At 63.0% G+C, this 23,502-nt stretch carries 25 protein-coding genes; 11 read left to right on the top strand and 14 right to left on the bottom strand.

What is annotated here, in order from left to right; translation table 11 throughout:
* Positions 1 to 27: 27 nt before the first annotated feature.
* Entirely contained in the window at positions 28 to 627 is a 600-nt protein-coding gene (locus tag PCE31107_RS04230; protein WP_150606684.1) for a YqaA family protein, read from the bottom strand.
* A 142-nt stretch (positions 628 to 769) separates the two neighbouring features.
* Between PCE31107_RS04230 and PCE31107_RS04225 the strand changes: the two genes are divergently transcribed.
* The 4 genes from PCE31107_RS04225 to queF all read left to right on the top strand — a co-directional run bounded on the left by PCE31107_RS04225 (position 770) and on the right by queF (position 4,850).
* Positions 770 to 1,390, top strand: a complete 621-nt coding sequence (locus PCE31107_RS04225) for a nucleotidyltransferase family protein (RefSeq protein ID WP_017235558.1) — start codon at positions 770 to 772, stop codon at positions 1,388 to 1,390.
* Between the two features lie 119 nt (positions 1,391 to 1,509).
* Positions 1,510 to 3,039 carry a threonine ammonia-lyase, biosynthetic gene (gene ilvA / locus PCE31107_RS04220; protein WP_130024936.1) on the top strand — a complete coding sequence of 510 codons (1,530 nt, stop codon included), beginning with the start codon at positions 1,510 to 1,512 and terminating at the stop codon, positions 3,037 to 3,039.
* Between the two features lie 64 nt (positions 3,040 to 3,103).
* Positions 3,104 to 4,036: a 5'-nucleotidase gene (locus tag PCE31107_RS04215; RefSeq protein ID WP_130024935.1), complete on the top strand. Its 933-nt coding sequence runs from the start codon at positions 3,104 to 3,106 to the stop codon at positions 4,034 to 4,036.
* On the top strand, positions 4,023 to 4,850 hold the full coding sequence (queF, locus tag PCE31107_RS04210) for an NADPH-dependent 7-cyano-7-deazaguanine reductase QueF (protein ID WP_150606682.1): 828 nt from the start codon (positions 4,023 to 4,025) through the stop codon (positions 4,848 to 4,850). The genes PCE31107_RS04215 and queF overlap by 14 nt, the downstream gene beginning before the upstream one ends.
* A 68-nt stretch (positions 4,851 to 4,918) precedes the next feature.
* Here the strand turns inward: queF and PCE31107_RS04205 are convergent, their stop codons facing one another.
* The 5 genes from PCE31107_RS04205 to PCE31107_RS04185 form a co-directional block, all read right to left on the bottom strand.
* The gene (locus tag PCE31107_RS04205) at positions 4,919 to 5,440 is read right to left on the bottom strand and encodes a hypothetical protein (RefSeq protein WP_150606680.1); all 522 of its coding nucleotides are present in this window, start codon (positions 5,438 to 5,440) and stop codon (positions 4,919 to 4,921) included.
* Positions 5,437 to 5,859, bottom strand: a complete 423-nt coding sequence (locus PCE31107_RS04200) for a hypothetical protein (protein ID WP_150606678.1) — start codon at positions 5,857 to 5,859, stop codon at positions 5,437 to 5,439. Before PCE31107_RS04200 ends, PCE31107_RS04205 begins: the two co-directional genes overlap by 4 nt.
* Positions 5,860 to 6,052: 193 nt before the next feature.
* The gene (locus PCE31107_RS04195; RefSeq protein ID WP_150588797.1) at positions 6,053 to 6,439 is read right to left on the bottom strand and encodes a RidA family protein; all 387 of its coding nucleotides are present in this window, start codon (positions 6,437 to 6,439) and stop codon (positions 6,053 to 6,055) included.
* Positions 6,440 to 6,484: 45 nt separating this feature from the next.
* The gene (locus PCE31107_RS04190) at positions 6,485 to 7,975 is read right to left on the bottom strand and encodes an N-acyl-D-amino-acid deacylase family protein (protein WP_150606676.1); all 1,491 of its coding nucleotides are present in this window, start codon (positions 7,973 to 7,975) and stop codon (positions 6,485 to 6,487) included.
* Between the two features lies 1 nt (position 7,976).
* On the bottom strand, positions 7,977 to 8,858 hold the full coding sequence (locus tag PCE31107_RS04185; RefSeq protein WP_150606674.1) for a MurR/RpiR family transcriptional regulator: 882 nt from the start codon (positions 8,856 to 8,858) through the stop codon (positions 7,977 to 7,979).
* Between the two features lie 164 nt (positions 8,859 to 9,022).
* On the opposite strand from PCE31107_RS04185, the gene PCE31107_RS04180 reads away from it, so the two are divergent.
* Complete coding sequence (locus PCE31107_RS04180; protein WP_150606672.1) at positions 9,023 to 10,294, top strand: amino acid deaminase; 1,272 nt, start codon at positions 9,023 to 9,025, stop codon at positions 10,292 to 10,294.
* 190 nt (positions 10,295 to 10,484) lie between these two features.
* Here PCE31107_RS04180 and PCE31107_RS04175 read toward each other — a convergent pair whose 3' ends face one another.
* The 6 genes from PCE31107_RS04175 to PCE31107_RS04150 all read right to left on the bottom strand — a co-directional run bounded on the left by PCE31107_RS04175 (position 10,485) and on the right by PCE31107_RS04150 (position 15,720).
* Entirely contained in the window at positions 10,485 to 11,036 is a 552-nt protein-coding gene (locus tag PCE31107_RS04175; protein WP_150606670.1) for a MarR family winged helix-turn-helix transcriptional regulator, read from the bottom strand.
* Positions 11,037 to 11,040: 4 nt separating this feature from the next.
* Positions 11,041 to 12,636: an MDR family MFS transporter gene (locus tag PCE31107_RS04170; protein ID WP_150606668.1), complete on the bottom strand. Its 1,596-nt coding sequence runs from the start codon at positions 12,634 to 12,636 to the stop codon at positions 11,041 to 11,043.
* A gap of 263 nt (positions 12,637 to 12,899) precedes the next feature.
* Positions 12,900 to 13,469: a YdeI/OmpD-associated family protein gene (locus tag PCE31107_RS04165; protein ID WP_150606666.1), complete on the bottom strand. Its 570-nt coding sequence runs from the start codon at positions 13,467 to 13,469 to the stop codon at positions 12,900 to 12,902.
* A gap of 504 nt (positions 13,470 to 13,973) precedes the next feature.
* Complete coding sequence (locus PCE31107_RS04160) at positions 13,974 to 14,819, bottom strand: MBL fold metallo-hydrolase (protein ID WP_150606664.1); 846 nt, start codon at positions 14,817 to 14,819, stop codon at positions 13,974 to 13,976.
* Positions 14,820 to 14,840: 21 nt separating this feature from the next.
* Complete coding sequence (locus tag PCE31107_RS23595; protein WP_150606662.1) at positions 14,841 to 15,167, bottom strand: hypothetical protein; 327 nt, start codon at positions 15,165 to 15,167, stop codon at positions 14,841 to 14,843.
* A 7-nt stretch (positions 15,168 to 15,174) separates the two neighbouring features.
* The gene (locus PCE31107_RS04150; RefSeq protein ID WP_150606918.1) at positions 15,175 to 15,720 is read right to left on the bottom strand and encodes a sugar ABC transporter; all 546 of its coding nucleotides are present in this window, start codon (positions 15,718 to 15,720) and stop codon (positions 15,175 to 15,177) included.
* Between the two features lie 166 nt (positions 15,721 to 15,886).
* On the opposite strand from PCE31107_RS04150, the gene PCE31107_RS04145 reads away from it, so the two are divergent.
* From PCE31107_RS04145 to PCE31107_RS04135, 3 genes are all read left to right on the top strand, one after another.
* Positions 15,887 to 16,780, top strand: coding sequence for a LysR substrate-binding domain-containing protein (locus tag PCE31107_RS04145; protein WP_150606916.1), 894 nt, complete (start codon positions 15,887 to 15,889; stop codon positions 16,778 to 16,780).
* A 410-nt stretch (positions 16,781 to 17,190) separates the two neighbouring features.
* The gene (locus PCE31107_RS04140; RefSeq protein WP_246181703.1) at positions 17,191 to 18,114 is read left to right on the top strand and encodes a LysR family transcriptional regulator; all 924 of its coding nucleotides are present in this window, start codon (positions 17,191 to 17,193) and stop codon (positions 18,112 to 18,114) included.
* A 284-nt stretch (positions 18,115 to 18,398) separates the two neighbouring features.
* The gene (locus PCE31107_RS04135) at positions 18,399 to 18,812 is read left to right on the top strand and encodes a VOC family protein (RefSeq protein WP_150606659.1); all 414 of its coding nucleotides are present in this window, start codon (positions 18,399 to 18,401) and stop codon (positions 18,810 to 18,812) included.
* 286 nt (positions 18,813 to 19,098) lie between these two features.
* On the opposite strand, the gene argC is transcribed toward PCE31107_RS04135, so the two are convergent.
* A complete protein-coding gene (gene argC / locus PCE31107_RS04130) occupies positions 19,099 to 20,028 on the bottom strand; it encodes an N-acetyl-gamma-glutamyl-phosphate reductase (protein WP_150606914.1) in 930 nt (309 codons plus the stop codon).
* Between the two features lie 136 nt (positions 20,029 to 20,164).
* Here argC and PCE31107_RS04125 point away from each other — a divergent pair, with 136 nt between their 5' ends.
* Both PCE31107_RS04125 and PCE31107_RS04120 read left to right on the top strand, forming a co-directional pair.
* Complete coding sequence (locus tag PCE31107_RS04125) at positions 20,165 to 21,049, top strand: LysR family transcriptional regulator (protein WP_150606657.1); 885 nt, start codon at positions 20,165 to 20,167, stop codon at positions 21,047 to 21,049.
* A 52-nt stretch (positions 21,050 to 21,101) separates the two neighbouring features.
* A complete protein-coding gene (locus PCE31107_RS04120) occupies positions 21,102 to 21,539 on the top strand; it encodes a GNAT family N-acetyltransferase (protein ID WP_150606655.1) in 438 nt (145 codons plus the stop codon).
* 158 nt (positions 21,540 to 21,697) lie between these two features.
* On the opposite strand, the gene PCE31107_RS04115 is transcribed toward PCE31107_RS04120, so the two are convergent.
* On the bottom strand, positions 21,698 to 22,618 hold the full coding sequence (locus PCE31107_RS04115) for an alpha/beta fold hydrolase (protein WP_150606653.1): 921 nt from the start codon (positions 22,616 to 22,618) through the stop codon (positions 21,698 to 21,700).
* Between the two features lie 104 nt (positions 22,619 to 22,722).
* Between PCE31107_RS04115 and PCE31107_RS04110 the strand changes: the two genes are divergently transcribed.
* A complete protein-coding gene (locus PCE31107_RS04110; RefSeq protein WP_130024915.1) occupies positions 22,723 to 23,091 on the top strand; it encodes a MerR family transcriptional regulator in 369 nt (122 codons plus the stop codon).
* The last annotated feature ends 411 nt before the right edge of the window (positions 23,092 to 23,502 follow it).

Below are 23,502 nucleotides of genomic sequence, written 5' to 3'. Positions count from 1 at the left end.
GTGTCGGTCCGGGCGTCAGCCCGGTCGTCAGCCAATGAGCAGGTGTTTAAAGGGCGCAAAGATGCCGTGCCAAAACGACTCGGGCACGCGCAGCATCAGAAACGTGACGGCGACATAGCGAAGCGTCTTGCCGACGGCGATATAGAAGAGGCATTCGCGCCAGGAGAGTCGCAGCCATCCGGCGAGGGTACAGAGCGGGTCGCCGACCACGGGAAGCCAGGAGAGCAGGAGCAGGGGTGGGCCGAAGCGGCGCATCCAGCGGTGATAACGCTCGCTCATCGGGGCTTGTCCGTTGGGCCGCTTCCCGCCGGAGGGTTCCGGAATCGAGCCGCCCGCGAGTACGGCGGTACGGGCGTGAGCGCGCCGGCGGGCTTTCAGGCGAACGAAGCCGCGTCGAGCGGCGAAGCCCATCCACCAGTCGAGCATGCCGCCCGCGGTATTGCCCACGCTCGCCACGACGATGGCGGGCCAGAACATATGCGGATTGAGCGTCACATAGCCGAACAGCGCGGGCTCCGAGCCCATGGGCAGAAGTGTGGCCGACAGAAACGACACCAGGAAAATGGCCGGCAAGCCGACGCCGGGCAGGGCCAGCACGCCGAGCAGCCAGGTGATGAACGACTCCATGCAACTCCGGGAAAAGACAAAAACGGCTGAGAAAAGCGGGTAACGCTGCCACCATGACCGACCGGACGGTCGGGACATCCCGCACGACGGGTACGCACACACGTTTGGCAGAAACGAAAAGTCTGGCGCATAATGCACGACCATGACCCGACCCTCGACGCCGCCCGTGGCCATTCTACTGGCAGGCGGACTCGGTACCCGCTTCGATGCGGCGGGGCGCAGGAACAAGCTGCTCGCGCCGCTGCCTGGCGATCCCCTGAACCGACCCGTTGCCCTTGCCAGCGCCCACGCGCTGCTGGCCGTATTGCCGCGCGTCATCGCGGTCGTGCGCCCGGACTCCGCCGAGTTGGAGAGCGTGCTGCTGCAAGCCGGTTGCGAAGTCGTCATGAGCCACGCCACCCAACGCGGCATGGGCGCAACGCTCGCCGCCGGCATCCGGTCCGGTGTCGACGAAGCGCCGCCCTCGGGGCTCGAACATCTCGACGGCTGGCTCATCGCGCTGGCCGACATGCCCTACATTCATCCGAACACCATTCGCGCGATTGCCGGCGGACTCACGTCGCCCGACGCCATCGTCGCTCCGAGTTACCAGGGACAACGCGGCCACCCCGTCGCGTTCGGCTCCGCCCTGACACCGCGCCTGAGCGCCCTCGATGGCGACATCGGCGCGCGCGACCTGTTGATTAGCGGGCACATTACGATCGTCGATGTCGACGACGCCGGAATCGTGCGCGACATCGACACCCCAGACGACCTTCGCTAGGGCGCGCACTCTCTTTCCCGTTTTTCCCGAGAAACCAAGCGCGACCGCCCCGGCGGACGTGCTGGTCTATCATTGTCCTTTCGTTCCTCGATGTGCCTAACCTGAAGACGCCTTAAATCATGTCCGACGCAGCTCCCGACTATCTGAAGAAGATCCTGACCGCCAAAGTCTACGACGTCGCCAAAGAAAGCGAACTCGAACTCGCACGCACGCTCTCCATGCGTCTGCACAATCGAATTTATCTCAAGCGCGAAGACAACCAGACGGTGTTCTCCTTCAAGATTCGGGGCGCATACAACAAGATGGCCAACCTGAGCGAAGCCGACCGCGAGCGCGGCGTGCTCACCGCCTCGGCGGGCAATCACGCGCAAGGCGTCGCGTTCTCTGCTGCGCGCCTGGGCTGCAAGGCCGTCATCGTCATGCCCGTCACCACGCCGCAGGTGAAAATCGAAGCCGTGAAAACCCACGGCGGGCGCGCCGTCGAAGTCGTGCTCGCGGGCGACTCCTACAGCGACGCCTACGCCCACGCGATGACATTGCAAGAAGAGCGCGGCCTGACCTTCGTGCCCCCGTTCGACGACCCCGACGTCATCGCCGGCCAGGGCACCATCGCCATGGAAATTCTGCGCCAGCACCAGGGACCGCTGCATGCGATCTTCGTACCCATCGGTGGTGGCGGCCTGGCCGCGGGCGTCGCCGCCTACGTCAAGGCCGTGCGGCCCGAGATCAAGGTCATTGGCGTGCAATCCGTCGACTCCGACGCCATGGCCCAATCGATCCACGCAGGCGAACGTGTCCTGCTGAGCGACGTCGGCCTCTTCGCCGATGGCACCGCCGTCAAATACGTCGGCGCCGAGACCTTCCGCCTGTGCGCGGCCTATCTCGACGAAGTCGTGCGCGTGGACACCGACCAACTTTGCGCCGCCATCAAAGACGTCTTCCAGGACACCCGCAGCGTGCTCGAACCGTCGGGCGCCTTGTCCGTGGCCGGGGCCAAGCTCTACACCGAGCGCGAAAAGCTCAAAGGCGAAACGCTCGTCGCGATCACCTCCGGCGCCAACATGAACTTCGACCGCCTGCGCTTCGTGGCTGAGCGTGCCGAAGTCGGTGAGGCCCGCGAAGCCGTGTTCGCCGTCACCATTCCCGAAGCGCGCGGCAGCTTCAAGCGCTTCACCGAAGTGGTGGGCAACCGCAACGTGACCGAGTTCAACTATCGCATCAGCGAAGCGTCGAGCGCCCACATCTTCGTGGGTATCCAGATGCACAACCGCGACGAAGGCGAGCGCATCAAAGCCGGCTTCGAACGCCACGGCTTTCCCACGCTCGACCTGTCCAACGACGAACTCTCCAAGCAGCACATCCGCTACATGGTCGGTGGCCGCTCCGCACTCGCCAGCCATGAAGTGCTGTACCGCTTCCAGTTCCCGGAGCGTCCGGGCGCGCTGATGACATTCCTCTCGGCCATGAGCCCGAACTGGAACATCAGCCTGTTCCACTACCGCAACCAGGGGGCCGATTACAGCAATATCCTCGTGGGGATCCAGGTGCCCGAGAACGAGAAGGCCGCGTTCCGCGACTTCCTCGCCACGCTCGGCTATCCTTACTGGGACGAGAGCGACAACCCGGTCTACAAGCTGTTCCTGGCGTAAGCCGGCCCCGATATACGGCCGACGCCGCCGCTCACCGCCACACGACAGGAGTTTCGCTGCCACCATGCCGATCACGCTCGAGAACAAACTCGTTGTCGCGATATCCTCGCGCGCGTTGTTCGACTTCGAAGAAGAGAACCGCGTGTACGAGGCCGGGGTGGCCGGCGGCGACGACCGATCGTACCGGCAGTACCAGCTCGACCGCCTCGACGTGCCCGCACGCGTCGGCGTCGCCTTCCCGCTCGTGCAGAAGCTCCTCGCCTTCAACCAGGGCAACGAGATCGACAGCCACCGCGTGGAAGTCGTCGTGCTCTCGCGCAACGATCCCGTGAGCGGCATGCGCGTGTTTCGTTCGGCGCGTCAGGTCGATCTCAAGATCGAGCGCGGCGTGTTCACGCGCGGGCGCGATCCGTTCGGTTATCTCAATGCGCTGGGCGCGCACCTGTTCCTCTCCGCCAACGAGCGCGACGTGCGCAGCGCGTTGGTGGCGGGCTTTCCCTCGGCCCGCGTCTATCCCGACTCGGCGAAAAAGGCCGAGCTGCATCCCGACGAAATCCGCATCGCCTTCGACGGCGACGCCGTGCTCTTCTCCGACGAAGCCGAGCGGGTCTTCCAGCGCAACGGCCTCGACGCGTTCCAGCAGCATGAGACCGAACGCGCCGCGACCCCGCTGCCGCCGGGTCCGTTCAAGCCGCTGTTGCAGGCCCTGCACCGCCTGCAGAGCCTGGCGGGCCACGAAGTGCCGGTCAAAATCCGCACGGCGCTGGTCACGGCGCGCTCGGCCCCGGCCCACGAGCGGGCCATCCGGACGCTGATGGACTGGAAAATCGACATCGACGAAGCGATGTTCCTGGGTGGGCTCGACAAAGGCGCGTTCCTGCGCGAATTCGAGCCCGATTTCTTCTTTGACGATCAGACACGCCACTGCGAGTCCGCTGCGCGGGTGAGCCCGACCGGACACGTTATCAGCGGCATAGCCAATCATGACCACGCCTGACCAATCTCCGCTCGGCAAGGAAGTTGCCTACACCGAGCAATACGCCCCGTCCCTGCTCTTCGCGATCGCCCGCGCCCCGGCGCGCGCGGCCATCGGCGTGCCCGACGTCCTGCCGTTCTTCGGCGCGGACATCTGGAACGGCTACGAACTCTCGTGGCTCAATGAAAAGGGAAAACCGCAGATCGCGCTGCTCACGGCCATCGTGCCGGCCGACTCGCCGAACATCATCGAGTCGAAATCGTTCAAGCTGTATCTCGGCTCGTTCGCCCAGACCAAGCTGGCGAATGCCGATGCCGCCCGGGCGCTGATTCAGCAGGATTTGTCCGAAGCCGCGGGCGCGGCGGTGCAGGTGCGTCTCGTCGAGCCGGGCGGCTTCGCCAAGCTCGAACTCGACGAACTCGACGGTCTGCTCGTCGACCGGCTCGATATCGACACGGATATCTATTCGCCGGATGCGACCTTGCTCAAGGCCGCGCAGGGTGAAGCGCCCGTAGAGGAAACCCTCGTCTCGAATCTGCTCAAGTCCAACTGCCCGGTGACTGGACAACCCGACTGGGGCAGTCTGCAGATTCGCTACGTTGGCCCGCCCATCGATCAGGAAGGGCTGCTGAAGTACGTGATTTCGTACCGACGCCACACTGGTTTTCACGAGCAATGCGTGGAGGGCATCTTCATGGATGTCCTGCGCCAGTGCCAACCGAGCCAGTTAGCCGTCTATGCGCGCTACACGCGGCGTGGCGGACTCGACATCAATCCGTTTCGCACGAACTTCACGTTGCCGATGCCGGACAACGCCCGCACGGCTCGCCAATAAATCCAACGGCGAAAAAAAGCGACGGGCTGATGAGGCCCGTCGCCAATCCGCGCACATCTGGAGGGGAGTCAGCGCATGAAGCTCACGCGGGCCATCATCCGACGGGCCGCGTTGCCCACGTTGGCATACTGGGGTCGACCGCCGCAGCGGTGCAGCGTTTCCTTCATGGCGCGATAGGCCGCGTCGAACTGGCGTAACTCGATCAGGCACTCGCCAACGCGATACATCGGGCCGGGCGACACCTCGTCCAACAACGCTGCCGCCATGAACAGCGACAGCGCCGCCTTGGGTTCACCAAGCCGTTGCACCGAGAGCGCCAGCGCCACCGCATAGTCGGCTTCGAGCGGGCATGCCGACAACAGCGGTGCGAAGCACTCGATCGCCTGCGCGTAGTCGCCACGCTCGTAAGCCCCATAGCCGCAGCGATACGCGGCATCGCACTGCATCGCGTCCCACGCGCCGGGACTCGGCATGCCCATCGCCGCCTGCTGCTTTTGCGCGTCGCGCACCACCGCCAGCGCCTCGTCGATCTCCTTGGCGATATGCTGCGACGATGGTCGATTGCCCTGGGGAATCTCGAACGTGCTCACGCGAGGCGTCCTCCCATGGTCGACTCGAATCGCGCCTGTTCGCTCAGCTCCAACCGCTCTTCCCGAGCGTCACGATGCTTCGCCGCCGCATAGCACACCTGACCGATACCATACGTCACCAGCATGCCCGCCAGGGCGCCCACCGTTCCACCGAAGCCATATCCGAGCTGTCCGACCCCGGTATCGCGAGAGGCGCTACCGACCGGCTTACTGGCCTCGACGCAGACGTAGACGGCGGCCGCGAGTCCCGCCAATCCGAAGACGAGCGTTGCCAGCCCCGCGAGGCCACTGGTAAATCCTGCCGTGTTGACGTGGCTCGCGCTTTGAGACCGCGAACGCACGTCATCTGGCGTTGACGGAAAGTCGATCGCGGCCTGCAGCACATCGACCGCGTCGACGTCCTGCCGCGGTGCTTGCATCGTCGGCGCGCTTCCGGAAATTGGTCCTAATGTCACAGTCCACCTCCTCTTGGGTTGGGAGATTGAAGACTGCGCGCACTCGACGCCGCCCGCCATCGAAGTCAAACCGTAAACTTTGTGAAACGGGTACCGAAGTGTCCGTCAATGCATGGCCCGCATGTCGCGGCCGGTCGGTCCGTCGATCCTTCGTTGCTTACGCGGCAGGCTTCTTGTACGCCACGCAGTCCACTTCCACCTTGCAGTCGATCACCATGCTCGACACCACGCAGGCACGCGCGGGCGGATGATCGCCGAAGTACTCCTTGAACACCTTGTTGAACGACGCGAAGTCGCGCGGATCGTCGAGCCACACGCCAATGCGCATGACATGCTCGGTGCCGTAACCGGCTTCGGTGAGAATCGCCAACATGTTCCGGATGGCCTGATGCGACTGGGCAACGATGCCGCCATCGATCACTTCGCCGTCTTTCATCGGCGTCTGGCCCGAGACGAACAGGAAGCCGTCGGCTTCGGTCGCGCGTGCGAACGGCATGCGCTGCCCGCCCGTGCCCTGCCCGCCTTCCACGCCATATCGTTTGATACTCATCATTGCTCCTTTCGACAAAACGGTTTCACTTTCACTTGTTCAAAGCACCGGCTGCGGCGTGCCGCGACGCACAAAGCGTCCGGCTCGTGCATTCTGCGTAGGCGCGCGATCCTGCCACGCCAGCACGCCGTTGACCCATACCGCCGCAATGCCGTACGCAGGCTGCATGGGATCGGTGAAGGTCGCGGCATCGGCCACGGTGGCCGGATCGAACAGCACCAGATCGGCCCAATAGCCTTCGCGCACCAGCCCCCGGTCCGTCAGACCGAAGCGCTCGGCGGAGAGGCCCGTCATCTTGTGGACGGCCTCGGCCAGCGGGAACAGTTGCTGCTCGCGGCTGTAGCGACCGAGCACGCGCGGGAAGGCGCCCCACAGACGCGGATGCGGCAACGGATCGTTCGGCAGCCCGTCCGAGCCCACCACGGTCGCCGGATGCTGCAGAATGCGTCGCACGTCGTCCTCTTCCATGCAGTGATACACCGCGCCCGCCGGTTGCAGACGCCGCGCTGCCTCCCACAGATCGACGCCCCAGTCGGCCGCGATCGTCGCGAGCAACTTGCCGCCCTGATCCGGATGCGGTTGCGACCAGGTCACCAGAATGTCGAAGTCGTCCGTCACCTGCTTGAGGTCGAGCGTCGACGAACTGGCCGTGTACGGATAGCAGTCGCAGCCGACCGGCTGGAAGCGCCGCGCTTGATCGAGCGCGTCGAGAATCTCCTGGCTGCGTCCCCAGTTATCGACGCCCGCGCACTTCAGGTGCGAGACGACGACCGGCACGCGGGCGTGACGGCCAATGCGGAAGGCTTCATCAAGCGCTTCGAGAATCTCGGCGAACTCCGTGCGCAGGTGCGTTGCGTAGAGACCGCCCGCCGCGGCCAGCGGCTCGGCGAGCGCGAGCACTTCCTCGGTCGGCGCGGCATTCGCGTTCGCGTAGGCCAGCCCCGTCGACAACCCCAATGCGCCATGCTCGAGCGCTTCGCGCAGTTGCGCGCGCATGCCTTCGATTTCAGCCTCGGTCGCGGGCCGGTCGAACCGGTCCATATGGTTGCTGCGCAGCGCCGTGTGTCCTATCAGCGCCGCCACGTTGATCGCGGGCTGCGCGGCTTCGAGCGCTTCGACATAGGCGGCGAACGTCGGATACTGGAACGCGTCGGCGTCGCCCAGCAGGTTCATCGGATCGGGCGGATCGCCCTTGAGCGTGACCGGCGCCGCGCTGATGCCGCAGTTGCCGACCACGACCGTCGTCACGCCCTGCGAGAGCTTCGGCGTCATGTCCGGCGTGCGGACGACGTTCGTGTCGTCGTGTGTATGCACGTCGATGAACCCCGGACTCAACACCTGGCCGTCGCCACGAATCTGTTGCGCCGCGTGCCAGCCCGCAAGTGCGCCGGCGGGGGCGATCGTATGGATGCGGCCGTCGCGCAGCGCGACGTCAAAGCGCGCGTCGGTCATGGGCGCGCCGGAGCCGTCCGCCAGACGCACGTTGGTGATGAGGGTGTCGACCGTTCGGTTCGCGAGGCAGTCAGTCATGTCAGTCTCCCAGGGGCTGGCGATCGCCGCCGCCCCGATGCGTATCGAGTACGTATTTGATCCGCCGCAGCAGCGCTTGGCTCTGCGGCTTGGCGAGCAACGCCAGTTCCGTGGCCAGCACGTCCATCGCCAGCAGCATCGCGTAGCGCGACGACGACGGCTTGAAAATGAAATCCGTTTCCAGGGCACGGATCGGCAGCACCTCGTCGGCCAGCGCCGCGAGCGGCGAGCCGGTCGCCGTGATCGCCACCACCTGGGCGCCGTACTCGCGGGCGATCTCGCAGGCCGAGACCAGCTCAGGCGTGTGGCCGCTCACGGAGAAGGCGAGTACCACGTCGTCGCGCCCGAGCGTGCTGGCGACCATGCGGGCGAGCACGGCGTCCTGATAGCTCGCGACCGGGCGTCCCAGCCGCACAAGCCGGTAACGCGCCTCATCGGCCATGAGCGACGAGCCGCCGCCCATTCCGAACGCGTACACCATGCGCGCCGACAACAGCCGGGCCGCCGCGCAACGCGCGGTGTCCGGCTTGATGAGGCTGCGATGCAACTGCAACGTGGTCTGGATATCGTCGGCAATGCGGTCGATGGTTTCCGTCGAGCCGTCGGGCCCGCTCGCCGCGTTCGCGCCGAAAAAACGCTGTCCGACGACGGCCGCTTGCGCCAGACGCAGCTTGAGATCGCGTACGTCGCGGCAGCCCATCGCCTTGGCGAAACGCGTCACGCTCGCCTCGCTCACGCCCGCGCGCTCGGCCAGCACGTTGATCGACACCGCTGCCGCGCCCGCAACATCGTCCAGCACCACCTGCGCGACCTTGCGCTCCGCCTGGCTCAGCGCGTCGGCGCGCTCGGCAACGCGCGTCACGATATCGAAGGTTTCGGGCATCTCTCGGGTCCATGCGGCCCCCACGACGCTATGCCGGGGTGCCTTGCTGATAGGTTGGCAACTTTTTTGGTACTTTATAACAAAATTGTCAAACACAGGGAATTAAAAGCTATTATAGGAGGCATCCAGCGGCCCCACCCGCATCGTCACGGAGATGATTCTCAATGAATGATACAAACTATCAGCACGGCATGATCGATACTCTCAACAAGGGTCTGGGGGCGATGGAAGTCCCGCTCGCCCCGTCCGCGACGGCCGGACTGGGATGGAATTTGCTGGACGAAGACCTGAGCCTGCCGACGGCAGTGCTCTATGAGGACAAGATCCGTCACAACCTCGCGTGGATGCAGCGTTTCGTGCATGAGTACGGCGTGAAGCTCGCCCCGCATGGCAAGACGACGATGGCACCCAAGCTGTTCCGCCGTCAGCTCGAGGGTGGCGCGTGGGGTATCACGCTCGCCACGGCGCAGCAGACCCACGCCGCCTATCATCACGGCGTGCGACGCGTGCTCATGGCGAACCAACTCGTCGGCAAGCGCAACATGGGGCTGATCGCCGATTTGCTGACGGATCCCGATTTCGAATTCTTCTGCCTGGTGGACTCCGCCGCCGCGGTGGAGCATCTGGGCAAGTTCTTCCGTGCGCGCGGTCAGTCGATCCAGGTGCTCATCGAACTGGGCGTGACGGGCGGCCGCACCGGGGTGCGCGACGCCGCGCAGCAGCAGGCCGTGCTCGACGCTCTGGCGCAGTATCACGACGCGGTCAAGCTCGCGGGTGTGGAAGTCTACGAGGGGGTGCTGAGCACCGAAGCGGACATTCGTGCGTTCCTGCAACGCGCGGTTAGCATCACGCGCGAACTGGTGGCGGCGGGTCGTATCGAGCGCACGCCGGCGGTACTCTCGGGTGCAGGTTCGGCGTGGTACGACGTCGTCGCGGACGAGTTCGCGCACAAGGACGTGGGCGCGCCGCTCGACGTCGTGTTACGCCCGGGCTGCTATCTCACGCACGACGTCGGCATCTACAAGGCCGCGCAGGCACAAATCGCCACGCGCAATCCCATCGCGAAGCAGATGCGCTCGCAACTGCAACCGGCGCTGCAACTCTGGGCGTATGTGCAATCGATTCCCGAGCCGGAGCGCGCGATCATCGCGCTAGGCAAGCGCGACGCGGCATTCGATGCCGGCATGCCGGAACCGGCGCTGCAGTTCCGTCCGGGCGAGAGCAAGACACCGACGGCGACGCCGGCGCACTGGGAAGTCACGGGCATGATGGATCAGCACGCGTATCTGCGCATCGCTCCGGGCGACGACATCCGCGTGGGCGACATGATCGCGTTCGACATCTCGCATCCGTGCCTCACGTTCGACAAATGGCGTCATTTGCCGGTGATCGACAGCGATTACAACGTCGTCGACATCGTGCAGACGTTCTTCTGATCGCGCATCGACAACGCAACGCGTGTCGCTTCAGCCGCTGTTGCGCGCGCTACAACGACAACGCCGCCCGATGTGAACTGCCCCGCGAGGTTGGACGCGAATCCAACCGTTGGGATGCTGCTCACGATGGGCGGCTTTTTTACGTCCGACACGGTCGCGATGTGCGCAATGGCGCGTCGCGACGAGGCGCCTACGCTCGACTGCGCGACGCGCGTTTGCCGGGTGACGTGGCTAACGCCGGCGTCGGCGTCTCGACGTGCGCGGGTCGCGCCGCCTCGCCACTCGACTTGGCGTCCGTATCGGTCGCTTTCGCTCGCGACGCCACCGACTTGAACTGCGCTTCCAGATGGCCGAGCGCGCTTTCCAGCGTTGCGATCTCGGCGGGCGTCATGCCTTCGAGCGCATCGTCGAAGAACGCCTGGCGGCGCGGCGTCGCCTCGTCGTACACGGCCGTGCCTGCGGCGGTGAGCGTGACGTTCGTGAGGCGGTTGTCATGCGGATCGGTTGCGCGAGACAGCCAGCCGAGCGCTTCCATCGCCTTCAACTGACGCGTGAGTGACGCCGGATCGAGACGGCAATGTTCCGCGAGAAACTTCTGCGAACAGGTACCACGCTCGGCCAGCGCGAGAATGATTCGCCAGCGCGGCAGCGGGTGTCCGACCTGAGCGTCGAAGGCGGCCATCATGGCGCGATAGGTCAGGCTGAGTTGCTGGATGACATTGCGTTTCTGTGGTGTGGGCATCGCATCACTCCCCGACGGGCGGCTGCGGCTTTGCGCCGCGCGTCAGACGAATGAGCGGCACGCGCTTGACGAACCACAGACCGGCGAGCGCTGCCGCGAGCGACATCATTTGCCCGTTGTGGATGGCGGCAACGAGCGACGTGCGAGCCGATTCGATGAAGAGCGCGCCGTTCTGCCCCAGGGGTGCGAGCGCGCTCAGGAAATCGCTTTGCGATTGCGCATTGACGAGGATCTGCGGATCGGCGAGTTGCGGCACCCAATGCGTGCCACCGTTGGCGGCGAGGGCATCCGTCACGCGACCGGTGTAGCTGTGGTTCACGAGCGTACCGACGATGGCCGTGCCGAGCATCCCCCCGATCATGCGCAGCGATTGCATGAGCGCGGTGGCGATGCCCAGGTGCGCGGGCCCGGCAACTTCCTGGGCGAAGACGGTGAGGTTCGGCATGACGAAACCGAGGCCCAGTCCGGCGAACAGCATGTAGGTGGCGATCAGGGCATGCGGCGTGCCGCGATGCGTGGTGATCACGCCGGCGCAGGCGAGCGCGAGCAGAAAGAAGCCGCCGTAAAGCATCACGTTCGGGTTCGGCAGACGGGTGATGAGGCGGCCGTTCACGATGCTGCCGACGGTGATACACACGACCATCGGCGTGATCAGCAGACCGGTTTCGCGCGGCGAGAGGCCGAAGCCGCCCTGGAGCAGCAACGGCGCGTAGAACAGCACCCCGAACATGGTGAAGCCGGCGAAGGCCGACAGCACGAAGAGCGGCGCGAGTTTCTTGTCGCGGAACATTTCGAACGGCACGATCGGATGCGACGTGCGTCGCTCCCACCAGTAAAGCGCATACGACGAGATCGCCAACAAGACGAGCAGCATGAGCACGCCGCGCGAGAGGCCATCGGCGGGCAGCCATTCGACGAGCATTTGCAGGCTACCGAGCGTGGCGGTGATCAGGATGGCGCCGAGCCAGTCGAGGCTCGCCTTACCGTGCCCGCCGGCGCGCATGTGCGGCAGGTGACGGCCGACAAACCACAGTCCGAGCAGTCCCACCGGCAGGTTGACGTAGAACACCGAGCGCCAGCCGTAGGCTTCGGTGAGGAAACCGCCGAGCGAGGGCCCGATGGCGTTGGCGATCCCGAAGGCGGAGCTGAGCATGACTTGCCAGCGCAGGCGCACGTGGGGATCGGGGAACAGCTCGGGGATGCAGGCGAACGCGGTGCCGACGAGCATGCCGCCGCCGATACCTTGCAGAGCGCGCGCGATGACGAGGAACAACATGCTGTTCGAGGCGCCGCACAGGACCGATGCGGCGGTGAAGATGATGATGGCCGCAACGACGAAGGGCTTGCGTCCGTAGAAGTCGCCGAGGCGTCCGAAGATCGGCACGGTGATGACGGAGGTCAGGAGATACGAGGTGGCGACCCAGGCGTAGTACTCGAAACCCTTGAGTTCAGAGACGATGGTCGGCAGCGCGGTACCGACCACTGTCTGGTCGAGCGCCACCATCATCGTACAGAAGCACAGGCCAAGCATCGCCACGATCGATTGCCGGAACGGCAATACCTGCCCCGCCGAATGCGGGGTATTGGGACTGGGAGCCATTTTTTGACGGATCAATGTTTGATCAGTCAAAGATTTTAACACGTTGGAGGGGAGTGGGGTGTTTGCTATGGATGAGACGGCCGCTCCGGGCAACGGCACAACGGTGAGAGCCGTTCGATAACGCCTATGGCTGGACCGACGTCTGGGCGGCTCCCACCAGTATTGTTCGACGCTCGCCAGCGCCGCAGCGTGGCGCGCGCAGCGGGTTGCCCACCCTGCGCGGCATCGTCCGGCAACTTTGTTTGGATGTTGAACTGCCCGGCTTAGGGATGAATGGTTTCACCGCGATTCAGCATGCCGATGAACTCCTCGATCCTGCGCCCCCGCGTCGCGGGCGTTTTGGCGTTCTGTAGCCGAAACAGGATCGCGTAGCGGTTTCGGCCGCTCAGTGTTGCAAAGAACTCGCTGGCCTTGGGATTGGCATCCAGTGCGACCTGCAGGTCGTCCGGCACGGCCGAGTTACTGGGCGAGGCATAGGCAGCCTCCCAGCGGCCGTCCGCTTTGGCTCTCTCGATTTCCCGCAAGCCAGAAGGCAGCATTCTGCCTGCGGCGATCAGCGTTTCGGCCCGCTGTTTGTTGAGCCTGGACCAGATACTTTTTGCGGAACGTCGCGTGAAGCGTTGCAACCAGTATTCATCACATTCGGTCTTTTTCTGACCGTCGATCCAGCCATGACAAAGGGCACTTTCCAGCGCCTGCTCATACGTCAATGTCTGCCGCCCGGCGCCCTTCTTGGCAAGACGTAACCATATCCCGGTCGACGTACCGCCGTTCTGAGTCAACCAGTTTTCCCATTCGTGCTGGTCAAGGAATGTGAAACGAGGTTCAGTCATGGAGAGATCCGGATGATTGCATTCACGCAGCGAGGATCCTTGATTCGCCGAAGCCTCACAGACTAACGATTTTTACGGATTTTGGAATACCCGATTCAGCGACAATCCAGCGTGGACTTGCCCGAGGGAAGAGGGAGGTCTTCCTGACTTAACATCCCGTTGATCGGGCATCCCGCCAATATCCGCCGTTGCCATCGGTTTCGGGAGAACCGGCGGGGGGCGGCTAGCGCTATCTCCATCGGGCAGGTATCGGCCACAACCCGCCGTTCAGATGCGTCGCCGGCCGGACGTTCAGGCGTCGGCTTCAGCCTGTAAGCGGCCGTCCGTTTGTGACAAAGAGATAATGCGCCTTCGTCGGCCCAAGCGGCCGCTTTGTTAGTGCCGTTGGAATGTGCCTCAAACCACGAAGCGGCCAGCGCTGTTGTCACGGCCTCGCAGTGTTCGTATTTGCTCCAGTGCAGAGTCCCGGCGTGGTATCAGACATAGTCGCATCTGTTCTCGGCATCATGCTTCGGTCTCGTAATGCAGACCGTAGCTCGCGCTCGTTCGCTTTATTCGCGCGAAGCCGAGTTCCCCCAAATGCATACCGGCGATCAAAAGTCCCTCCGAGCTGACTAGGTCCAGGAGCCGTGATCGTGTGGCGGCTGCTTGGGAAGGGTCTTGATCGAACGCAATCGATACATCGGGCCGTTGAACCTGGATATGAGGAAAATGAACGATATCTCCCCATACAAGGACGCCCTGATTATGGGATTCGAGAAGATATCCGGAGTGTCCGTCTGTGTGTCCCGGCAGCGGCATCGCGCTAATACCGGGAAGGACTTCCCCTTCATCGAAAGTGCGAAGCTTGTCGCGGTAGCCATCGAACACCTGACGCGCTATCGCAAAGTTACCGCGCGCACGCTCGCTGGCGCGGCTCAGATTGCCGTCGTCTTGCCAGAATGCAACCTCTCGCTGATGAGCAACAAGCTCCGCATTCGGAAAGGCAATGTGTCCGGCTGTGTCCACCAGTCCTCCGACATGGTCGGGATGCGCGTGGGTGAGCAGGATCGTGTCGATCTCGGCGGGTTCGACGCCGGCAAGCGACAAATTGGTTTTCAGGCGCCCGCCCCATTGCCTGATGCCTCCGGCCCCGCCGTCGATAAGAATTGTGCGGCCCGCTCCTCGTACCACGTAGCAGTTGATATGCACGGCGGAAGGCTCCTTCTGCGCTGCATCGCTTTGCATCCTGGAGGCCTCGGACGGGTCGATATTCGACAGGAAGTCGAGGCTCGCGGTGAGGTAGCCGTCGCTGATTGCGGTGATCGTGAAATCCCCGGCTCGCTGACTTGGAAAGGTAACGGTCGACACAATTCTTCTCCAGAAGACTTTCTAATTTCGGGCGTGAATGTCCGACGCGGCATAACCGAAACAACGGATACGCGCCGTGACACCCGTGCAACGCGCGATGGCGTCGTCGAGGGACGCCATGAACCGGTTCATAACGGCTGGCGTGCGAAACGTTTCAAGGCGATATTGGATTTCCGCGAAGACGGGATGCCCGTGCCCGTGCCGAACCTCGACATGGATGACATGAACGTTTTCGAGCGCTGCTCGAAGGACACCCGTACAGAGTTCGACGCAGTCGCGGGAAAGCTCTGCGAGTTTCTCGTCAGACGGCATTTGCCCCGTCGGGATATAGAACGTGACGTTGGGCATCGCGGGTCTACTTTTCCTGTTCTGTCGAAGCGGCTCGGGAGCTTGTCAGTTGCGCCGTCATCGGCGAATAAAGGTAGACGTCTTCAGACAGGCTCCCGACAAGCTGCGCGCTCCGACTAGGCAGCTTTGCGAGCCAACGGCGTGCCGGAAACTTCTCCAGCGCAACGGCTTGCATCGCCAACGGTGTGAGGCCCATCTGGATCAGCGGCTCGGGGCCGCTTGCACAAAGCGCGAGGAGTTCGTCTGCATCGACCGCTGGCGCAAGCCCGATATCGCTGTAGAGATTTCGGTGCCAGTCGGTAATGTGTTGCTGCCACCTCGAAAAATTGCCGCCGCCTTTCCGGCGATATTCGTTGCCCGTCAGGACATCGAGACCGTCAATCGTGTGCACGGCCAGGTAGACCGGGCAGCCATCGCCTATCGACTTGAAGCGCTGCGACGTGTGAAAGCCGGTTACCGAAATGAGGGCGGGCAGTTTTTCAAGGCTGTAGAAATCGTTCCATTCGGCTTCACTGTTGGGATCGGCGAAGCTGCATTCCACGGTGTAGATCATCATATTGTCCTTCGTAACGGCTGGGCATGTTGCTGCGAACGATTGATGTTCATTGCAGTAACGTAATGCTAATCTGATGTTTTTCCCGTATATAGCGATATAAAGTCAGCCTTCATTGATGTTTGATCAAGCTGACGTCCACGGCATACCCACCGGCAAGACTCCGATGCGACGTAAGATTCCAAGCAATTCCGCGCTGCTGGCTTTTGAGGCCGCGGCTCGACACGGCAGCTTCGCCCGCGCGGCCGACGAGCTAGCGCTGACCGAGGGTGCCATCAGTCGTCAGATTGGACGCTTGGAGGCGTTTTTGGGTGTCACGCTGTTCGAGCGCGTTGGAAACCGGGTTCGGCTTGCGCCCAACGGCACGCGATACGCAGTGCAGGTTCGCGAGATTCTGGATCGGCTGGAACGGGACAGCCTGTATCTGATGGGGCAGCCCATCGACGGCGCGAGCATCGATATCGCCGCCATTCCGACCTTTGCGACCCGCTGGCTTATCCCTCGTTTGAAACGCTTTCAACATAAGCATCCGAACGTCACCGTGCATATCGCCGAATGCATGGAACCGTTCATTCTTGCCGGTAGCGGTTTCGACGCAGCAATTCATTTCGAGCATCCCGCGTGGGCGGGTATGCATCTGCATCGTCTGCTGGAAGAGGTGCTCGTGCCGGTCTGTAGTCCGGCGCTTCTTGCTGACGCCGGTGTGAACATATCGCTAGATGAACTGCCTCGCCTTCACAGACGACAAAATCCGGACGCGTGGCAGCGTTATGCGCAGGAGGCCGGACTCGTGCTAACCAATTCTGCGGCTGGCGCACGTTACGACCTCCATTCGATGCTGATCGAGGCGGCGCTAGCCGGCCTGGGTGTGGCATTGGTGCCGCGTCTTTACATCGGGGCAGAGCTTGAACAGGGCCGTTTGGTCGCGCCCTGGCCAGACGGCAAAGCGATTACCAAAAACTTCTGCCTCGTTCTTCCTGAGCCTATCGAGTTAAGTGGAGAGCCATTACAGGCATTTGCGAAATGGATTCTTCACGAAGCCCGGGGCATAGAAGCTTAAAGCAGCGTCTCACGCTCATCACAAAACAGCCGCGCTTCCGCAGTCTCCCTCGCTAGGCGGCCGCGTCGCTGCGAATTCACCGTCGCGAATCGATTAACAGCCGTTGTACCTTGAAAGCCGCCCTAAATGTCGCATCGGGTTGACAGACCGTAACGGGTCGAAAGCGGTCCGTCGCGACCGTCCGAAATCGGCCAAAAGGGGGCCATTCGCAACAGCCACTCGATAGCGGTCCCCCGTAGCAGAAATTGCTCCACAATCTGAAGAAGGGAAGATCACGACCTTCCCAGCCGCCCGTCAGGACAGTAGCATCTGCTTTTCCCGCAATCTCGCGGCCCCGCGCCTTCGCCTCCCAGTCGCCTCCTATGCCAGATCCCCGAGCGGCCTCCGCCGTCTACAGAGAATCCGCCCCCATGCTGCAGAGCAGCGGTGCACATCTCGACGACTTGCTGCTCTTCACCCACGTGGTCGATGCCGGCGGATTCAGCGCCGCCGAGCGGCAGACCGGCATCGCCAAGTCGCGGCTGTCCCGCCGGGTGGCGACACTCGAGCGCGCGCTCGGCGTGCGACTGCTGCACCGGTCGGGGCAAGTTTTCGGCCTCACGCCGGTTGGCGAGGCGGTGCTCGCGCACGCGCGGCAGGCGGCCGCGCACGTTGACAAGATCGGCGCCCTCACGCGCAGCGCCGTGGCGGAGCCATCGGGCGTGATCCACCTCCATACCTCCATGCTGATCGCCGAGACCACGCTTGCGCCGATCCTGGCCGAGTTTGCGCGCGCGCACCCGGGCGTGCAGGTGCAGTTGACGCTCTCGAATCGCTTTGTCGACCTGGCCGAGGAGCGACTGGACCTGGTCATCCGCGCGGCCGTTGTGCCCCTCGCCTCGGAGGACGTGATCGCCATGCCGGTGGCGACGTCGGCGTCGATCGTCGTGGCCCATCCGTCGTTGCTGGAAGCCGACGGTCCGCCCGCGCGCCTCGACGAGTTGTGTGGCTACCCCTGTCTCGCGCAGGGCACGCTGGCAAATCCGCGGCCGTGGCAGTTTGTCGACGCAGACGACAAGCCGATCGACATCGCTGTCAAGCCGAGCATTGCCGTGGATAACCTGCTGGTCATCCGCGAACTCGCGCTGCGCGGCGCCGGCATGGCACAGTTGCCGGCCTATCTGTGCCAGGACGCCATCGATGACGGCACGCTGGTGCCCGTGCTGCAAGCCGTGCGCTCGCGCCCGGCCACGCTGTACGCCATGTACCCGAGCCGGCGCGGCATGACGTCCGCCGTGCGTGTGTTCCTCGAACTGGTGCGCGCAAGGTGGCCGTCCGATCCGGCCACCGCCTGATCCCTTGCGTCCGGCGGGACCGTTCCACTTGCGCAACGCCTCGTTGCAAACCACCGGCTTCCCGCCACCGGGGCGAGCCGTTAAGGTTCTCGGCATCGACGGGGCCCGTGCGGCGGTGACGTGCAATGGAAGTACGGCACGCTGATCTGGTAACGGCGAAGGCCGAAAGAGATCTCGTCGAGCGCCTTCGTTCACCGTTAGTCAGTAAGATGCCATGGCAATCTCTTCATGGTTCACATCAACAACCAACGTTCATATATCGCTCACATACAGGAAGCCAGATCATGAACAAGCAGATTTTCATCAACCTGCCCGTGACAGACCTGCCGCGATCCAAGGCCTTCTACGAAGCCATTGGCGCGGTCAACAACCCCGCGTTCACTGATGCAACCGCGGCATGCATGGTGCTCTCGGAGACGATCTACGCCATGCTGCTTACCCACGACAAATGGCGCCAGTTCACGGGGAAGCGAATCGTCGACGCGCACGCGGAGGCACAGGTACTCCTGTGTTTGTCAGCGGGCGGACGGGAAGAGGTGTCTGAACTCGTGCAGAAGGCCACCGACGCTGGCGGCAAGGCGGACCCCACGCCCGTCCAGGATTTCGGCTTCATGTACGGACGCAGCTTCGAGGATCCGGACGGCCATATCTGGGAGGTGATGTGGATGGACCCGGAAGCCATTCCGCCCCACGGTTAAGGGGCCGAGCGATATGCGGGAGCGAATCGCCTTTGCACCAGCGCTCCCGCATCAGGGCCTTCTGCGCTTCCTTAGCGTAGATCCGCTGTCACTGCTTCATGGCAACACCCCCGCTGCTCAGGCAGCTCCAGTGTGTTGCATTGACCGGTTGAATCCACAGTCGCAAGCAGACGCCTGTGATCGGTCGCAATCGACCGGGACGATACGTTCGACAGCCACAAACAGATGCGCCAACCGTCGTTGGCACATCCGGTCGTGACCAAACGTCATCCCGAGCCAGCCACGCCTATTGCGACGTGAGCATCAGGTTCAGGTTCTGAACCGCGGCGCCAGATGCGCCTTTGCCAAGATTATCGAAAACGGCTGCCAGCAAGACTTGTCCGTCGTCCTCGTTATGAAACACGCTCAAGTGCATGTCGTTCGTACCGTTCAGCACTTGTGGATCCAGGTGTTCCACGGCGTTCGATTCGTGCAGCGGCAAGACCCGCACGTGAGTCGCCTCAGCGTAGTGGCGTGCAAGGCAGGTGTGTAGCGCAGCACCGTCCACGCCGGGCGCCAGCAACCGCACCGCCAGGGGCACCGTCAGCACGATGCCCTGACGGAACGCTCCGTATGCCGGGACGAAAATGGGACGCTGCGCGAGCCCAGCGTGCTTCTGGATTTCCGGCGCGTGTTTGTGCGCGAGTTTCAGGCCATAGACCTGGTATGACGGCGCGTTAGCGGCGCCCGCCCCCTCGTATTCCTCCACGCCCGCCCGTCCGCGACCGGAGTAGCCCGAGACCGCGTGAATGCTGATCGGGTAATCGCGCGGAATGAGCCCGGCCTGCACCAACGGCCCCAGCAAGCCAAGCGCACCAGTCGGATAGCAACCGGGGTTGGTGATGCGGCGCGCGTTGGCAATTCGTTCGGCCTGCGCCGGTGCCATCTCCGGGAATCCGTAAACCCAGTCCGGCTGTGTGCGGTGCGCGGAGCTTGCGTCGATGACTCGAACCGCAGGATTGACAATCGCGGCCACTGCCTCGCGTGCCGCGGCATCAGGCAAGCAGAGGATCGCGATGTCGCAGGCGTTGATGAATTCCGCGCGACGCCGCAAATCTTTGCGCTGCGCGGCATCAAGCGTCATCAGTCTGATGTCGGTCCGGTTACGAAGCCGTTCCTGGATTAGCAACCCGGTGGTGCCTTGATCGCCGTCGATGAATACAACGGGAGAGCTCATACGTGAAATACTCCGTTGACTTTGATTGGTAAGAAGCAAAAGCGAGCACGAGTCCCTATATTCCGTGGACAGATAGAATAGGGAAAGTTGAATTTCACAACGTGATCATTCAGTTTTTCTGACTTTGGACGCCAACATGCGAGAAATCAGCCTGGACCGCTTGCGCACCCTCGTGGCCATCGCAGACCGCGGCTCATTTGCCGAGGCGGCACGTGCTTTGCATTTGGCACCGCCAACGGTCAGCCTCCACATCGCGGAACTGGAAGACCGCATTGGGGCGCCACTGCTGTCGCGAAGGCGCGGACATGTCAGGCCGTCGGCGATAGGCGAGGTGCTGGTGGAGCGCGCACGCCGATTGCTGGCCGATGCGGAGCAGGCGTTAGCAGATATTCAACGCCAGGTGCAAGGACTCGAAGGGCGCGCGCGAATCGGCGCTTCGACGGGTGCGATCGCACACCTGTTACCGCAAGCGCTTGAGGTGCTGCGCCAGCACCATCCCGCCATCGACATTCAGGTTGCAGTGCTCACGTCGCGGGAAACGTTGTCCGGACTGGTGGATGGAACACTGGACGTTGGGCTCGTTGCACTGCCTCAGCCGCCCGAGGCTGGACTCGTGATCACGCCCTGGAGGCGCGACCCCGTGATGGCTTTTGTGCCGGCACATTGGCGGTGCCCAGCCCGCGTCACGCCCGCATGGCTCGCTGGCCAACCGCTCATTCTCAACGACGCGACAACGCGCCTTTCACAACTCACCGCGGAGTGGTTCGCGACCGGGGGGCATCAACCGATGCCGCGCATCGAGCTTAACTACAATGACGCGATCAAGAGTCTGGTCGCGGCAGGATACGGCGCCGCGCTGTTACCCCATGAGGCGACCGCGCCGTTACCCGACAAGCGCGTTGTCATGCGCCCATTGCGGCCGGCGTTGTGGCGTCGGCTCGGCATTGCCCATCGCGCGGGGCATATTGAGCGCTCCACGCAACACGTACTTGATGTGTTGCGCGATCTGCGATTGGCATAGGCGCTGCTCTGCATGCGCCTCACATCGACACCCCATTAACGAGGCATGACGGATGAATGTGACGTTCGAAAGCACAACGCACAGCGACGTCGAATCGCTGGTTCAAATGCGCATCGATGCGATGAAAGAGAGCTTGGAGCGCATCGGACGCTTCGATCCGCAACGAGCGCGGGATCGCTTCGTTTCATCCTTCGACCCCGCGTTGTGCAAGTTCATCGTGGTCGATGGCGTCACAGTCGGGTTCATGCAAACGCGGCTGACTGACGACCATCTGGTGCTTGAACACCTGTACGTCATTCCAGAACACCAGGGAAAGGGCATGGGGTCGGCCGTCATTGCCGAGCTACTGCGCGCTGCCGACGCGCAATCGATGGCGGTCGCCGTGGGCGCACTCCGCGATAGCGACTCGAACCGCTTCTATCAACGGCACGGATTCGCGAAGACGACAGAATCGGAGTGGGATATCTACTACGTTCGCAAACCGCAATGACGAGCGTTACCGGCCATAAACGGACTTCGGCAAAGCTCGAAAGTCTGGCCATTCTCCTCGGACGTTGCGACGCTCAATCCACGCCAAGCTGCGTGGGAAGATTGAAATGATCGACTCCGGACACACCAGGCCGGCTTTGCGGGCCGGCCAGGTGCGAGTTAGTGGGCCTTCAAGAATGCGGCAATCAGTTCGGTAATCTCTTGCGGCGCATCCTCGAAGCTGTAATGGCCGACTCCGGCGAGTCGGTGAACCGGCGCCATGGGAAAGATCTCGCTGAACAGCGGAAGAAAGTGTTCAGCTGCCAGCGTCCGATCGGCCTCGCCCCAGATGGCAAGCGCTGGCTTTGAACGGATCGCGTCGAGTGCTGGCGCGTCTGGCACTTCGAAACGATGTGCCCCGATCGCGAAGCCCTTTGCCCAGCCAATCGCGCCGGCACTGTCGGTCGGCAGAGCGAAGCGCGAGCCGTAGGCGCGCAGCCACGTATCGTCAATACGCGCGTGGTTTTCGAAGCCGTTAAGCTTCAAGACACTCAGGATGTTGAAGCCGAGTTCGTCCAGCACGGGTTCGAGACGGCCTTGCGAATCGGCGCGGAGAATCCACTGGAACCATGGCGAGACTGCGGCATTCGCATTCAGTCGGTCGAATAACGCGCTTTGACCAAACGGCGTCGGGCCGTTCGTGCTGACGACTCGGCGAATGCGGCCCGGATGCCGCGCGGCGAGTCCCATGCCAACGGGGCCGCCGAAGTCGTGCATGACGAGAGTGATGTCGTCTAAATCCAGCGCAAGCACGAGCTTTTCAAGGTTGTCGATATGATCCTGTAGCCAGTACGTGCGATGTTCCGGCGTCTCGCTCTTGCCGAATCCCATGTGGTCGGGCGCGATCACACGGTAGTCGCCCGCGAGCGCCTTGATCAGATCACGAAACAGGTAGCCCCACGTCGGCTCCCCGTGAATGCACAGGACGACCGCGCCGTCGGCAGGCCCCTCGTCAACGTAATGCATGCGAAAGCCGGCAACATCGCTGAAGCGTGGCGAAAACGGAAACGTTCCGTCAAACGTGTCATTGGATGGTGTCATATTGGGGGTCTCTTGACGAACGGACCGGCGGGAAATCCGCGCGGTCGAAAGAGGTTAAACTTTGACATCGCTGTCAAGGTCAAGCGTGTCTTTCGGGGGATGTCATGCGTATCGGAGAACTGGCTCGCCGCACCGGCGTCAGTGAGCGGATGCTGCGGTATTACGAGAACGAAGGCCTCCTCAATCCGAAGAGGACCGATTCGGGCTACCGCGATTACGGTCCCGACGAAGTAGACGCCGCGCAGCGCATCCGCATGCTCACCGCGGCAGGTTTGAAGATCAGCAGTATCCGGCTGTTGCTGCCTTGTGTACTCGGTGCGAAGCCGGTGTTTCATCCATGCGCAGAGGCGCGCGCGTTGCTGCGCGGTGAAGTCGAAAAGTTAGACGTTCGGCTGCGCGAACTCAGTGAAACGCGAGAAGTCGTTGCGAAACTGCTCAATGCGGTCGATACCAACGAGATATTGGCGCTCTAACAGTTGCGTTGGTTTGAGCATTGATGCACCGCCGCTGGGCGAGGCCGATCAAGTTGACCTGTTTCGATCGAGGGTGGGAGCAAATGCTTCGGATCACCGTCCAGAAAATGTCTCCACGAATGACCGTAATCGAGCGTGGTAAAGACGCTCACCACCCGGACAAAGCAAATGGAGTTCAAGGAAGGCGGCTATTGGCACTACGCCATGACGACTTCTGACGGCCACCCTCGAACGACTCGACGAGTTGCTGCTCACCATCCTACCGCCAGACGAGCGTGCATAAGGACTACCGAGGGCCCCTGGCCAACAGCGGAAAATATCCATCACTCTCCGCGCTTGGCCACACGGCGAGAGGGCGATCAACGCCCCCATCGCAGACCATCGGCACATGGGCGAGCCGTGGACTCGACT

The sequence above is a fragment of the Pandoraea cepalis genome, assembly GCF_902459625.1.
GTDB classification, from domain to species: Bacteria; Pseudomonadota; Gammaproteobacteria; order Burkholderiales; family Burkholderiaceae; genus Pandoraea; species Pandoraea cepalis.
This window is presented reverse-complemented; position numbering and strand designations above follow the sequence as displayed.

Bases quoted from the DNA above. Each gene is read 5' to 3' on its own strand.
- PCE31107_RS04120 (WP_150606655.1), top strand. From the start codon at position 21,102: ATGAATGTGACGTTCGAAAGCACAACGCACAGCGACGTCGAATCGCTG.
- PCE31107_RS04115 (WP_150606653.1), bottom strand. From the start codon at position 22,618: ATGACACCATCCAATGACACGTTTGACGGAACGTTTCCGTTTTCGCCA.
- PCE31107_RS04175 (WP_150606670.1), bottom strand. From the start codon at position 11,036: ATGCCCACACCACAGAAACGCAATGTCATCCAGCAACTCAGCCTGACC.
- PCE31107_RS04180 (WP_150606672.1), top strand. From the start codon at position 9,023: ATGAATGATACAAACTATCAGCACGGCATGATCGATACTCTCAACAAG.
- PCE31107_RS04150 (WP_150606918.1), bottom strand. From the start codon at position 15,720: ATGATCTACACCGTGGAATGCAGCTTCGCCGATCCCAACAGTGAAGCC.
- PCE31107_RS04225 (WP_017235558.1), top strand. From the start codon at position 770: ATGACCCGACCCTCGACGCCGCCCGTGGCCATTCTACTGGCAGGCGGA.
- PCE31107_RS04215 (WP_130024935.1), top strand. From the start codon at position 3,104: ATGCCGATCACGCTCGAGAACAAACTCGTTGTCGCGATATCCTCGCGC.
- ilvA (WP_130024936.1), top strand. From the start codon at position 1,510: ATGTCCGACGCAGCTCCCGACTATCTGAAGAAGATCCTGACCGCCAAA.
- PCE31107_RS04125 (WP_150606657.1), top strand. From the start codon at position 20,165: ATGCGAGAAATCAGCCTGGACCGCTTGCGCACCCTCGTGGCCATCGCA.
- PCE31107_RS04145 (WP_150606916.1), top strand. From the start codon at position 15,887: ATGCGACGTAAGATTCCAAGCAATTCCGCGCTGCTGGCTTTTGAGGCC.
- PCE31107_RS04170 (WP_150606668.1), bottom strand. From the start codon at position 12,636: ATGGCTCCCAGTCCCAATACCCCGCATTCGGCGGGGCAGGTATTGCCG.
- PCE31107_RS04185 (WP_150606674.1), bottom strand. From the start codon at position 8,858: ATGCCCGAAACCTTCGATATCGTGACGCGCGTTGCCGAGCGCGCCGAC.
- PCE31107_RS04165 (WP_150606666.1), bottom strand. From the start codon at position 13,469: ATGACTGAACCTCGTTTCACATTCCTTGACCAGCACGAATGGGAAAAC.
- PCE31107_RS04140 (WP_246181703.1), top strand. From the start codon at position 17,191: ATGCTGCAGAGCAGCGGTGCACATCTCGACGACTTGCTGCTCTTCACC.
- PCE31107_RS04200 (WP_150606678.1), bottom strand. From the start codon at position 5,859: ATGCAAGCACCGCGGCAGGACGTCGACGCGGTCGATGTGCTGCAGGCC.
- PCE31107_RS04230 (WP_150606684.1), bottom strand. From the start codon at position 627: ATGGAGTCGTTCATCACCTGGCTGCTCGGCGTGCTGGCCCTGCCCGGC.
- argC (WP_150606914.1), bottom strand. From the start codon at position 20,028: ATGAGCTCTCCCGTTGTATTCATCGACGGCGATCAAGGCACCACCGGG.
- queF (WP_150606682.1), top strand. From the start codon at position 4,023: ATGACCACGCCTGACCAATCTCCGCTCGGCAAGGAAGTTGCCTACACC.
- PCE31107_RS04110 (WP_130024915.1), top strand. From the start codon at position 22,723: ATGCGTATCGGAGAACTGGCTCGCCGCACCGGCGTCAGTGAGCGGATG.
- PCE31107_RS23595 (WP_150606662.1), bottom strand. From the start codon at position 15,167: ATGCCCAACGTCACGTTCTATATCCCGACGGGGCAAATGCCGTCTGAC.
- PCE31107_RS04190 (WP_150606676.1), bottom strand. From the start codon at position 7,975: ATGACTGACTGCCTCGCGAACCGAACGGTCGACACCCTCATCACCAAC.
- PCE31107_RS04135 (WP_150606659.1), top strand. From the start codon at position 18,399: ATGAACAAGCAGATTTTCATCAACCTGCCCGTGACAGACCTGCCGCGA.